11 protein-coding genes are annotated in these 13,136 nt (G+C 44.8%); 5 read left to right on the plus strand and 6 right to left on the minus strand.

Going from position 1 to position 13,136, the window contains the following annotated elements; translation table 11 throughout:
* Window positions 1–13 precede the first annotated feature (13 nt).
* Window positions 14–499: a cupin domain-containing protein gene (locus E3D00_RS03965; protein ID WP_141460150.1), complete on the plus strand. Its 486-nt coding sequence runs from the start codon at window positions 14–16 to the stop codon at window positions 497–499.
* Between the two features lie 8 nt (window positions 500–507).
* Here the strand turns inward: E3D00_RS03965 and E3D00_RS03970 are convergent, their stop codons facing one another.
* From E3D00_RS03970 to E3D00_RS03980, 3 genes are all read right to left on the minus strand, one after another.
* The gene (locus tag E3D00_RS03970; RefSeq protein WP_246091493.1) at window positions 508–2,631 is read right to left on the minus strand and encodes a protein-disulfide reductase DsbD family protein; all 2,124 of its coding nucleotides are present in this window, start codon (window positions 2,629–2,631) and stop codon (window positions 508–510) included.
* A gap of 133 nt (window positions 2,632–2,764) precedes the next feature.
* A complete protein-coding gene (locus tag E3D00_RS03975; RefSeq protein ID WP_141460152.1) occupies window positions 2,765–3,946 on the minus strand; it encodes a YVTN family beta-propeller repeat protein in 1,182 nt (393 codons plus the stop codon).
* Window positions 3,943–4,737 (minus strand): creatininase family protein, encoded by a 795-nt coding sequence (locus E3D00_RS03980; RefSeq protein WP_408909362.1) that lies wholly within the window; start codon window positions 4,735–4,737, stop codon window positions 3,943–3,945. The genes E3D00_RS03975 and E3D00_RS03980 overlap by 4 nt, the downstream gene beginning before the upstream one ends.
* Window positions 4,738–4,884: 147 nt before the next feature.
* On the opposite strand from E3D00_RS03980, the gene E3D00_RS03985 reads away from it, so the two are divergent.
* Together E3D00_RS03985 and E3D00_RS03990 are read left to right on the plus strand one after the other, a co-directional pair.
* A complete protein-coding gene (locus E3D00_RS03985; RefSeq protein ID WP_141460156.1) occupies window positions 4,885–5,403 on the plus strand; it encodes a DUF2721 domain-containing protein in 519 nt (172 codons plus the stop codon).
* Window positions 5,404–5,459: 56 nt separating this feature from the next.
* Window positions 5,460–5,717, plus strand: a complete 258-nt coding sequence (locus E3D00_RS03990; protein ID WP_141460158.1) for a hypothetical protein — start codon at window positions 5,460–5,462, stop codon at window positions 5,715–5,717.
* 13 nt (window positions 5,718–5,730) lie between these two features.
* Here the strand turns inward: E3D00_RS03990 and E3D00_RS03995 are convergent, their stop codons facing one another.
* Together E3D00_RS03995 and pstS are read right to left on the minus strand one after the other, a co-directional pair.
* Window positions 5,731–6,966 (minus strand): multidrug effflux MFS transporter, encoded by a 1,236-nt coding sequence (locus E3D00_RS03995; protein WP_246091495.1) that lies wholly within the window; start codon window positions 6,964–6,966, stop codon window positions 5,731–5,733.
* 110 nt (window positions 6,967–7,076) lie between these two features.
* Window positions 7,077–8,093, minus strand: coding sequence for a phosphate ABC transporter substrate-binding protein PstS (pstS, locus tag E3D00_RS04000; protein WP_141460160.1), 1,017 nt, complete (start codon window positions 8,091–8,093; stop codon window positions 7,077–7,079).
* Window positions 8,094–8,417: 324 nt separating this feature from the next.
* Between pstS and E3D00_RS04005 the strand changes: the two genes are divergently transcribed.
* Both E3D00_RS04005 and E3D00_RS04010 read left to right on the plus strand, forming a co-directional pair.
* On the plus strand, window positions 8,418–10,130 hold the full coding sequence (locus E3D00_RS04005; RefSeq protein WP_141460162.1) for a hypothetical protein: 1,713 nt from the start codon (window positions 8,418–8,420) through the stop codon (window positions 10,128–10,130).
* Between the two features lie 116 nt (window positions 10,131–10,246).
* Window positions 10,247–11,572 (plus strand): UDP-glucose dehydrogenase family protein, encoded by a 1,326-nt coding sequence (locus E3D00_RS04010; protein ID WP_220093258.1) that lies wholly within the window; start codon window positions 10,247–10,249, stop codon window positions 11,570–11,572.
* Window positions 11,573–11,613: 41 nt separating this feature from the next.
* Here the strand turns inward: E3D00_RS04010 and E3D00_RS04015 are convergent, their stop codons facing one another.
* Complete coding sequence (locus E3D00_RS04015) at window positions 11,614–12,993, minus strand: sugar porter family MFS transporter (RefSeq protein WP_141460164.1); 1,380 nt, start codon at window positions 12,991–12,993, stop codon at window positions 11,614–11,616.
* Window positions 12,994–13,136: the final 143 nt, after the last annotated feature.

Consider the following 13,136-nt stretch of genomic DNA (forward strand, 5'->3'; position numbering starts at 1 on the left):
TACGGGATTTCTCATGTCTTTACGCCATCTTTTTCTTCTTACATCTATCTCAGCTTTTTTATTTACCCCTTTTGCTTTTGCTCAACATCAAACAAAACTTCAAATCATTCCAAATGAAGATGCCCTTACATGGCAAAAAGCACCCTCTACTCTTCCTCGCGGCAGTAAAATAGCTTTTTTATATGGTACAGAAAATACACCTGATCTTTCCGTTATTAGGCTTATGATCCCTGCCGGGTCTGTTATTCCTCTACATTCTCACCCTGCAAGTGAACTTCTAACGGTCATTGCTGGCAGTATACATTTGTATATCGAAAATGATGATACTTCCGAAAAAGAATATGACCTGAAAACAGGAGGTTTCCTGGTCCTCCCTCAAAATGTTCCACATGCGCTCATCGTTGGAAATCAAGGCGCTATTCTACAAGTATCTGGATCAGACGTCTTTAATACTAACTATGTAAACTCCAAAGACGACCCACGGAGTGTGAAAAAATAACCTTCCTACTAATGAATATAATTCTGAATAATACTACTCGTTAATATTTGAGGAAGAACAACTTCTTTCTTATAGGGCGGGTAGTATACGTATAGAGGAACACCACTCCGATTATACTTTTTTAAAAACTCAGAAATATTTTTATCTTGGTTTGTCCAATCCCCCTTCATATAAACCACATGATGGTCTGACAGAAACTGTTGTATTCTTGGTGTATCCAGAACCACCTGTTCATTCACCATGCACGTAATGCACCACGATGCTGTCATATCCACCAAGACAGGAACACCTTGGGCCCGTAAATCTGCCAGTTTGGAAGGTGAAAAGCTTTGTATGTTCCCTTCATTTTTGATGACGTGTTGTTCAAGGGGTTCCATCGCCATTACTCCCTTAACCAACCCAACACAACACAGCACAATACAACCTACAGCAATCAATCTACACATTAAAACAAAGAGGCTTCCTTCACCTCCTCTCATCATCCTTTGCTGCGCCACACCATACAGCCAAGCTGCCAGCCCCAATAAAACCAAACCTCCGGCCGCAACAATCAACACATTTCCACCAGCTTCCATAACAGCAACCCACAATAACCAAACACAGGTTGCCAAAAGAGGGAAAGAAAGCGCCTGCCTTAAAATACCCATCCAAGGCCCAGGCTTAGGCATAAGACGGGCAATGTTCGGAGAGCTCGCAATGGCAATATAAGGCGTTGCCAGTCCGAACCCCATAAAGATGAAAACTAACATTCCGACCAATATTGGACCACTCAATGCACCAGCAATGGCCACCCCCATAAAAGGGGCCGTGCAGGGTGTTGCCACAACTACCGCGAGAGACCCTGTGATCAAATCTCCCAACCGTCCTGTTGCTTGTGGGTTTACGCGCCCTAATGCACCGGAGGTGATTTCAAACACCCCGAGCAGATTCAACGCCATTACAAATAACAGCCAGCATATACTCACAACAAAGCCCGCAGATTGAAACTGAAAGCCCCACCCCGCAGCGGACCCAACAAGTCTTAAACCGATCATAAGAATGCCAAGGATTACAAAAGACCCCACAACACCAAGGGTATAATACAAAGCACTCTTTAACTGTTCATCTCTACCTTTCGAACCTAGGTTGACTAAGGAAAATGCCTTCATGGCTAGAACAGGGAAAACACACGGCATCAAATTCAAAATTAAGCCGCCGATAAAAGCAAAGAGAAATATATGAAACCACTCTTTGCTTGATACTTGCTTTGAAACAGTATCCTGCTTTTCTAGTATATTAGACTGATAGAGTTCTTTATTCTCTACCTCAATATAAAAAGCCGCTTCTACATTTGCTGGATCTTTTAAAACCAGAACACCTTTCAGACTTTTTGGCAGTTTGCTTTCCTTCAACAAACGTAAGTGAAGAGAAAGACTTTTTTCTTTCACGCTAAATTTTTGCGGTGCATTTTGTTCTATAATGCCACCACTTTCTGGCATAAACCATGCATCAGCAACGTTTTTCGAAGATAAACCATTCCCTAAAATATTCAGAACACCATCGCTCGTTATCAAAGCCTGAAAAGGTGAAAAACGCGGCGTCCTCTTATCGGCATCGTTAAATAGAACCTCTTGCCTCCCCAGTTTGGGAGTTCCACGCGCACGAGGTAGTTCTAATATAAAATCTGCATGTTCAGGTATACAAACTTGTGCACAAACCAACCATTCAGCATGCGCTTTTAACGTGACAAGCCCCGCTCCTTGTAACGTTAAGTTTTTAGGCAGCAGAACGTCATTCATATAAACATATGACATTAAGCCACTATCACTCAGCCTATCCGGAGTAGGCCAAATAATGTTCGAACTTTTCTCTATCGTGGCCCCTTGTGCAGCAATATCTAATGTGGGCGCATCACCGGCATCACCCGGATTGATCCAATAAGTATGCCAACCCGGCTTTAATTGCAGCCGAAGCCCCACCTTTAATGATTGATTGGCCCCAACAGTATCATAATCTGTAACTAAAGATGCTTTGTCATGTGTCGACTCAACAACAGCACTTTCGGCTGCACTAGCTTGTTGATTTTCATTCCAGCCAAAAACCATCAAAATTACAAAAAGAACTAAAAAAATTCGACTGCTCGGCAAGGTCATCTCATTTCTTAATTTATACAGATAGAATCTAAATTAAATCACTTTAATCCCATTTTCTGAGATATATCTTTAAAGGGGCATCCTCCCCTCAAGCAGCTTCCCCCCAACCTGATGGTCAGGGGGCCCAAAATAATTAACGCAAAATCCCGGTGTGTCCAACGCTATAACGACCAGGTTGTGGCCATACCGTCAAACCATGAGGTTCAGCGCCTACTGGTATTTTACGCATAGACCCTGTCGTTGTATCAATCGCATAAACAACATCATCGAAACGTCCGGAAAGCCACAGAACTTTCCCATCTGCACTCACATTCCCCATATCTGGGCTTCCCCCACCGGCAATCATCCACGTTTTGACAACTTTATCCGTTGCAAAATCAATCAAAGATACGCCGCCGGGGCCATGACGCCGCCCATGAACCAAATGTGAACCGCGATTAGCGACATACATTAACTTAGCATCCCGACTTGGATACAACCCATGTGTTCCAATACCCGTCGGGATAAAACCAGTTTCTTTAAAACTATCTCCATCTAATACGAAAACACCGTCTGCCATCATATCAGCAACATAAAATTTATGCCCATCTGGAGCTGTTAAAATATCTTGAGGCATCCCACCTTTCGATAGTTTTAACATTCCCAAAAGCTTCAAATTAACAGTATCTACTTTCGCTAAATAGCCACCAAACTCACACGTAAAAATTGCATATTTACCATCAATGGAGAAATCAGCATGGTTCACACCTTTACATTGAGGTGTTTCCACTGACCCTTTTAAAGCCATTGTATGCGGATCACGAAAATCCAACCGCTTATGCGCTTCTGCAACTGTAATGGCGTACTGCCCATCCGGCGTAAAATACATATTATAAGGGTCATCAACCGGTATGCTTTTCCCGGGTTTCCCTGTCGCTGGATCAATCGGTGTTAAAGAACCGTCTGGTGTTCCTTCACTATTATTCGTGACCCACAATGTTCTCAGATCCCAAGAAGGGACAACATGTTGAGGCGAACGCCCTACTCTAAAAGTATCGACAACCTGGTATGTTGCTGGATCAATGACGGAAACGCTATTTCCCCGCAAGTTCGGAACATAAATACGTGCCAAATCATGAGCAATCGCAGGAGAAATATGCGATGGTGTTGTTTCACTATAAATATTATGCGGATCGATGACAGCAGGCATCCCTGTAATCGTCTGAACAGTATCTGAAGGTGAAGACGGTGCTGCCTTTTGATCTACACCTTGCGCATAAGCGACAGAAGTTCCTAACAACGTTAATGCTGTTAAAAAAGATGCCTTTAATGTCATGGATGACTCCTGTTGAAAGACTGAATAGCTGCTACCGCAGTCCTTATCTGCATATCAATACCAATTTGTCCAAGTTCTGCTGTCGCGCGCCGTGGATCTCCACCATATACACCATCTGACGCTGTTGGTTTTGATGCAGATCGTAATTTTTCTAAACGTACTAAAGAAGGATCTGTCGCTAACATCAAGGATGTATCACTTAATTCTGCATGCATACCTACTTCAGATGCATGACCATGGCTGCGTAAATAATCCGCATATTGGCGCGGAATAACCTCATAATAGTCTTTCAAATAGAGAACAAACGCTTGCCCCCTCCAACTATGATTTAACTCTTGTGCGACACGCTCCATATATGATTGATACCCACCATGATCTCCTAAAAATATAATTTTACGAAAGCCCTGAACACGTAAACTCTCAGCGGCACCTTTTAATACCCCCTCAAATACAGCAGGCGGAACAGAAAGTGTTCCTGCAAATTTCATATGAGATGTACGCGGAGATGTTGACCCCTCTGGAACGTATGAAATGACAGGGGCCACAAGAGTATTTCCAACACCGTACGCAATACGATCTGCCAACATTTGAGCCCGAACATTATGTTTCCCGACAGCTATGTAAGGACCACTCTGCTCGGCTCCACCAACAGGAACAATGATTGAATCAAGGCCGGATTGAATTCCACTCTGTATTTCAGTCCATGTCTTACATGAAAACTCTACGCGCCCCCCCTCTCCCTGACAGGTAAGCGCAGTTTGCGCTTTTCCTTGGGGCGCTATGGTCAACATTCCCAGAAAACAAACTGCACCGAAACGATGAAACCGCATATTTTTTAACATATAAGGCCTTTTTATAAGGTCGTTTTGTGATTACCATCAAAGACGTTTTACAAATTACAACATCTTTCAACTTTAAAAGATACCATCTAGAATCTTATGTCTTTCCCTATTTCTTACGAAACGGCCGATGCTGTCGATAGTGCAGCACATCTCATTCAGGTTGCCCTGACACCTGTTTTTATGCTCTCCGGGATCGGGACGTTAATCAACGTCTTTAATACACGCCTTGCCCGCGTTTCAGACCATCTGGAAGATGTCCGCAAACAACTTGTCGCTCCCGCTCCCGACCCTCAAAGCAATACCCGTCCTCTTTATACACAAGATCAACTCCGAACACATGAAACACAATTATGTCGTCGCATTTTTGTTCTTGATGTTGCTATCTTCCTTAATGGTATAGGAGGAGCCTCTACTTGTGCTGCAGCGTTAGCACTCTTTGTCGGCTCCCTAAGAGATGCCAGTACATCCACATGGCTACTTCTCTTTTTTGGAATCGCATTATCCTGCACTGTCGGCGCGCTTTTCTTTTTCCTCGCAGATACGTTACTTAGCTGGCACAGTATACGCCGAGGTTATTTTTTTGTACTTAAATTAAAGAAAACACATAAAAATTGAAATTTTATTCTGAAAAGCCCTCATAAAACCTTAACCGTTAAAGAGCTTAGGCATTTATGCATTTTTTGCAGATCTGCCTCTTAATGATGGCTGTTGTTTTAAAACAATTTCTGGCGCTTGGTGACCACACTTATCTTAATTATCACAAACGGCTCGGCCAACACATCATGCCATCTTTAACTCTTCTGCACTTAATTAATCTGCCTATTCATTTGCTCGTACAATTCTCCATGATTGGCATAATCCCTGTATTAGGGGCCTCTATCATTTCATCAATTGCCTCTCTTGCATCTCGTCGTATCTCTCGACATTAAAAACTACGCAGCATTATTCCAAATAAGATTTGGGATCGAGGCGGCGGCGCCAGATGTCGCTGATTAAACTCCCTACAATCCCCAGCAACATACCAACTGATGTAGCCCCCACCCACTGAGCGGGCATATAAGCCATCAGAACACCAGCCCCTCCAGCAATAACCCAGTTTAAGGTTCCCATTAAAGCGGAAGCAGCTCCTGCTTGATGCCCATGATGGGTTAAGGCCAAAATACCAGCATTAGGCCCCACAAAACCTAAGGCAAAAATAGAACACCATATTAAAAAACATAATATCCACGGATTGTGAGAGCCGACCCAACCCAATTCACACACACAAAACGCAAGACATGAAGATACAAACACCATCATCATTCCTGCTTCCATTACCCTTGTAAATAAATAATATTGCGACAATTTTGCATTAATCTGTGTTCCAATAATAAAACCCATGCCATTCATACTAAATATAATTGCAAATTCTTTCGGCGAAAAATTCAAAATGCCCTCATATAAAGACGGAGCATTCGATAAATAAGCAAACATCGTAAACGTACTAAAACTAACAACTAATGTAGACGAGCAAAATAAAGGCTCTCTCAACAAACCCCAATACCGGGCAGCCACACCGCTGACTGGCAATGTAAACCGTTTTTCAGGCGGTAATGTCTCTGGCAGTAAAAACCACGTCCCGATTAAGAGACAGCAGCCAAAAATTGCACCAGCCCAAAAAATTAAGCGCCAACTCCCCAGCCCAAGTAATAGCCCCCCAATAGATGGGGCCAGCAAAGGGCCTATTCCAAAAATAAGCATCAACTGCGACATAAGACGAACGCCAGCGGCGCCATTTGCAACATCCCGAACCATAGCTCGGGGCGCTACAGATGTAGTGGCTCCCCCCATTGCAGCAATAAATCGCAAAAAACAAAATAAGTAAAAATTTGTCACCACAGCCAGTAATGCAGACGCAATAATATAAACACACAAACCAACTAAAAGAGGTTTTTTACGCCCATATCGATCACACAGCGGGCCTAATGTGAACAAACCAAGCGCTAACCCCAACATCCAGGCTGTCAGAGTGATTTGCGCAGAACCACTTCCATAACCTAAATCTCTTTCCATAACTGGAAAAGCTGGCAGATACATGTCTGTTGAAACAGGACCTAACGCAAAGATTAAACCAACAAGCAATCTCACAACGGGAGTGAAAACAGCGTCAACAGAAAGCGACCGAGCAGGTAAAGACAAAGAAGCACCACATTGAAAATAAATTCATAAAAAAAAGGTATCTCCTTGCATTAAAGAGATACCTTTCTGCGTTTTTCAATCTTTTCTTAGTAAAAATACATTTTAAAAAGTTATTTTGGCCAGTTTTCAACGATCTGTTTCTTCACGCTCTCCGGAAGACCAACGTAATTTAAACGAATATTTTCAGCGTCCCCATGCTCTAAACCCCAAACAAAGAAATCATGCACGGCTTTAGCAGTCTTCTGGTCTTTTATATCTGTCGGCACCAAAGCAAATGTAGCCGTTACAATGGGCCATGCTCCTGCTCCATCCATATCCAACAAACTCACAGCCCCGTGGTCAGCACTACTCCAGTTTGCTGCATTCACGGCTTCTGTGAAACTCTTTAATGTTGGTAAAACAAATGCTCCAAAATGATTTTTTAAACGCGCAATTGTTAAATGGTTCTGAGCGGCATAAGCATACTCAACATATCCAATTCCACCTTCTGTTTGCCTTACCATCGCAGCGACACCATCATTCCCACGCGCGCCAGCACCACCGGGCCATGCAATAGATGTTCCCGCCCCCAATTTTTGTTTCCACTCTGGAGACACCAGAGAAAGATAGGATGTAAACACAAAACTTGTACCGGAACCATCTGCCCGATGGATAGGAGCCACTTCTGTTTCAGGTAATGCAATATCTGGGTTCAAAGCTTTAATACGCGCGTCGTCCCATTCCGTAATTTCACCATCATATAAAGCCGCAATGGTTGAACCATCCAACTTGAGATGGCCTGATGCCACGCCGGGAACATTTACCACAACAACCACGCCACTCATTACGGTTGGGAATTGATAAAGGTGCGTAGCTGCCAAACGCTCACCAGACATTGGTTTATCTGATGCTCCAAAATCAACCGTCTTAGCAATAACCTGATCCTGCCCAGCGCTAGAACCAACACTTTGATAATTCACACGCAGCCCAGATTGCTGTTTTACAGCATCTCCCCACGCTCCATATATAGGAGCCGCAAAGCTTGACCCTGCACCTGTAATATCTTCTGCCTTCACAGAAGATGCAGCAAAAAGCCCCATACAAATCATGACGGTATAACTGAAAAGCGTACGCTTGTTCTTGATCATGTACGATCTCTATTCGCGTAGTTGATTGACCTTCTTTTTCTATCGAGGCCCCTCCCCAGCGAATAGAGGGAAAGATATGATACTTTCATGACACAATCAAAATATGATGCACAAAAAACACAGAAACCTTTTGATATAAATATGAATAACGTTTTTTACATAATCCCTACAGACAATAACCCAAGGTTTTATTAGAAAACTGAACCAGTGTCATAAAAATGCAATGATACCGTCATGAAACCTTCCCATTATTCATGACAAAAAATACGCTAATGCGCGATGTCATAACCCCGCGGCCCGATGATTCAAGGACCCATCGCACCCATGACTTTCTGCTTCCGAAGAACACCTACTCTTCTTGCAACCTCAACACTGATCTCTGCCGGCATCCCATTTGCTCAAGCGCATGGAGCAGACCAAATGGAAATCATGGAACGGCAAATCCGCGCCATGCAAGCCCAGCTCAATGCCATGAAGAAGGAACATGCCGCCGAAGTAAAAAAAGCACGGGCTATTATTGCTCGACAACGAGAAGAAGCAGAAAACAATCCTTACGCCACACGCCGCACCTACCTCGGACCAGCATCTCACTTCGCCACAGGCGGGCAAGGAAGCTGGACCGTTAATCAGCCTATGCTTGCCCCCCCCAGAACAGCAAGCACGCCGTATGGTGAAGTTACAGGTACACCACCTGCACACTCCAGCCTCTATGGTCCTTTACGCCGCGGACAAATCCAAGTTGGCGGGATCCGAATTACATTAGGCGGGTTTGCAGAAGCCGCTGGTATGTGGCGTTCACGTAATACCGCATCTGATATTTCAACGGGATTTAATGCCATCCCTTGGGGTAATGACCCCGCCCACCATATGAACGAGTTCCACCAATCCGAACGCCAAAGCCGCCTCGCAGCACTGGTCGAAGGAAAAATCACTCCCAATTTAGAAGCAGATGGTTACATAGAGACAGACTTCCAAGGAGCGGGATCTTCCTCTAATTCACGCCAGTCCAATTCATACGTGCTACGTACACGCGTCTTTTACGGAGAGCTAAAAGATCGTGCGGATGATCTTCAAGTTTTAGGTGGCCAGAACTGGTCCCTTATCACAATGTTTAACAAAGGCATGTCTGCCCGTGATGAACAAATCCCCCTAACAATCGAAGCGCAATACGTTCCCGGGTTTAACTGGACACGAAACAGCCAGATCCGAATCGTAAAAGGATTTGATAACAGCAAATACCACGCTGGTCTCTCCATCGAGAATCCATCTGCCGTTCCCTCAGGCACTCCCTATGAACCCACAGGTACGACTGTCACCTATAAACAAAACGGAACCAACGTTAATAACCCCAATACATATTACAGCACAGACATAGCCCCGGACGTTGTAGCCAAACTATCGGCTGACCCCGGATGGGGACATTACGAGGTTACAGGCGTTCTGCGCTTCCTACATGACCGAACGAGTAAACTAGGGGGAGGAACAAGCCATACTACCGTGGCCGGAGGCGGTGGCGGTGGGCTGATACTGCCCCTCATTAAAAAGAAACTCTATTTTCAGGCCTCTGGTCTCGTTGGTGTCGGCATTGGTCGATACGGCACGTCTAACATCCCCGATTATGCTTTTAACCAAAATGGGTCTCCCAACCCCCTTCCAGAAGCCAACGCGCTCATTGGCCTTTACGGCAATCCTACCAAAGCATTACGCCTCTATGGCTATGCTGGCGCCGAAGAAGTCACCTCTCGTAAATATTTCAACGCCAATGGCAAATCTTACGGTTACGGAAACCCTCTTTATAACATGTCAGGCTGCAATACCGAGCTAAGCTCTGTCTGCGCTGCCGGAGCGAACGTACATACTGTTGCTCAAGCGACGACTGGTTTTTGGTATGACTACCTAAAGGGCGATTACGGTACGATCCGCATCGGGGGCCAATACTCCTACACCTATGAAAATGCCTTCTCTGCTGTGGGAGGCCGCCCTCATACAGATGATAATATGTTCTTTATGTCACTCCGTTATATGCCGTTTAATTAACGTTTGAACCTTTGCAACTCCCCTGTTGTTCGCACAAAGGGGAGTTTTTTATGCACAAGGTTTGCCCGATCGCCATATGAAGGCTATGCAGTGCACATCAGCAAGAGGCTTTTGTTATGCGTATAGCAATGATCGGTGGTGGGTATGTTGGTCTGGTATCAGGTGCCTGCTTTGCAGAATTTGGAACAGACGTCGCAATTGTGGAGCAAGACCCTCACAAACTAGACGCTCTTTTAAATGGTCGTATCCCTATTTATGAACCTGGGCTCGATGCCATCGTCAGTAAAAATACTGAAACAGGCCGTCTCACTTTTGGAAACGACCTTGCTGCGGCCATCGCAAATGCAGATGCCGTCTTCATCGCTGTTGGCACCCCGACACGGCGCGGAGATGGGCATGCTGATTTAAGTTACGTGTATGCTGCGACACGAGAAATAGCCAAGGCTGCTAAAAACAGTCTTCTTATTGTTACAAAATCAACCGTTCCGGTTGGCACTGGTCGGCAAGTCGCACAAATCTTAAAAGATGAAAGACCAGATATAGAGTTCTCTGTTGCGTCTAACCCTGAGTTCCTCCGAGAAGGCAGCGCCATTGATGACTTTATGCGCCCAGACCGGGTTATCATAGGGATTGATAATACATCTCCTGAGCAAGCCGACCGGGCAACCGAAATTATGCGCGAACTCTATCGGCCATTATACCTCATTGAAGCGCCTATCGTTTTTACAGATCTTGAAACAGCAGAACTAACTAAATACGCGGCCAATGCCTTTCTTGCCATGAAGGTTACGTTCATTAACGAAATGGCTGACCTTTGTGAAAAAGTTGGTGCGAATATCCATGATGTTGCCAAAGGAATGGGATTAGATCGGCGCATCAACCGGCGCTTTCTCCATGCGGGGCCGGGATATGGCGGGTCTTGCTTCCCAAAAGATACGCGCGCTTTAACAGCGATCGCTCAAGATGCGGGCATGCGCTCGCGCTTGGTTGAAACAACGATCGAAATTAACGAAGCACGTAAAAGCCAAATGGCTGAACGCATTATTGCAGCAGCCGGCGGCAGCGTTCATAGCAAGAAAATCGGAGTTCTGGGGCTGACATTCAAGCCTGATACAGATGATATGCGAGAAGCAGCATCTTTGCCTATTTTAACGCGCCTATGCGATGAAGGTGCCCACATACAGGCTTTTGATCCTGAAGGAATGGATGCAGCACGCCCTCTTCTGCCAGAGGTAATCGATTACCGGCAAGATGCTCTTTCCGCGGCAGAAGATGTCGATATTCTCGTCATTCTAACGGAATGGAATGCATTCCGGGCTATTGACCCTAAGCGTTTGCGCGAGACCATGCGTGGCGATATTATCATTGATCTACGCAATATATGGAAACCAGAAAGCTTTAGAGCCGCGGGCTTTAAGTACAGTTCTATTGGGCGTCCATAAAAATTCCCCTCATACTTTTTCTGTATGAGGGGGAATAAACATTAATCTCTATTCACAGGGGCAAAAGTGCCATCCCGCAAATGCTGCTCCAGTTCTTCCAAAGATTGACCTTTTGTTTCTGGAACATAACGCCACACGAACCATATTGAAGCTGCATTAATAAAAGCAAAACTCCAAAAAGTAATGCCGGCACCCAGCATTTGCACCATTGAAAGCGTCGTCAAGGAAATAACCAAGTCTGCTCCCCAGTGAGAAGCCGCCACCAAACTCATCCCCTTACCACGAGCGGACAAAGGATAAACCTCAGCGCCAACAAGCCACACTGCAACTGAAAGACTACCGGTATTAAAGACCGTATACGCAATCAAGGCGGCAACCGTTACCCATGTGCCCCACCCGGTAGAGAGGTGAAAAACAAACATTGCCCCAAGAATAATCAATGCAATGACAGCACCAGGGATCATACGCAACATCAAAGAGCGACGCCCCCAACTATCAACAGCCCATCCACCAAACAACGTTGCACAGACCATCGCAAATCCAACGACAACAGATGTTAGAAGTGCAGAGGATTGACCAAAGCCCGCATCTGAAAATATTGTTGGTGCGTAATATAAAACAGCATTAATTCCGGTTAATTGACACAGCAGAGCAATACCAACAGATGCAACAACAGCAGGCCGCACCCAAGGCTTCTTTAACTCTGACCAAGACCCCTGAGTATCATGATTGCTTAAAATGCTCTTTAGCTCATTTTCTGCGGCAGTATCATTATCTCGTAGTAGTTTTAAAACTTCGAGCGCTTCTTCTTTGTTGCCTTTTAATGCCAACCAACGTGGGCTATTTGGCAAAAAGGCCATCCCTAAAAACAGAATAACAGCAGGAAGCATTCCTATACCAAGCATGATGCGCCAGCTATAGTTCTGTAAGAAATACCCGACTAAAAAAGAAATCGTAACACCCGACACGACCGCTAACTGGAACGCAACAACCAACCGTCCACGCTTATTAGCAGGCGACATTTCTGCAATATAGATCGGGACAATCTGAGATGCCGCACCAATAGCAAGCCCTAGAACTAAGCGGGCAGCAGATAGAACCTCAACATTCGTGGCAAAAGCGGCTACAAATGTTCCCACAATAAACAAAAAGGCCGCCACCATAACAGTGCGTCGACGGCCAAATCGATCCGAAAGTGTGCCAGCCATCAGACACCCCAAAAGGGCACCAAAGATAATAGCCGACGTTACAATTTCAGAGCCGATCGTACTTAGGTGAAACTCTTCTCTAATCTGCAGCAAAGCAGACGAAATAATCCCTGTATCATACCCGAAGAGAAGTCCACCCGTCGCTGCGATCATGGCAACAAAGTTGGTTAACTTTTCTCCTTGTAATTTTCTTCCAATATTATACGCATGCATAGTGATTACCTTTTCTGCTCATGCAGATTGTTTCAACAATCTTTAATGCGTCAGAGACGATAAATCACTTCACAAAACAGATACTTTTTATTTCTGTACTTTATAGAGAAAATATATCTGCCGTAAAAATAAATAATGCTATC

This window comes from Swingsia samuiensis, assembly GCF_006542355.1.
GTDB lineage: Bacteria > Pseudomonadota > Alphaproteobacteria > Acetobacterales > Acetobacteraceae > Gluconobacter > Gluconobacter samuiensis.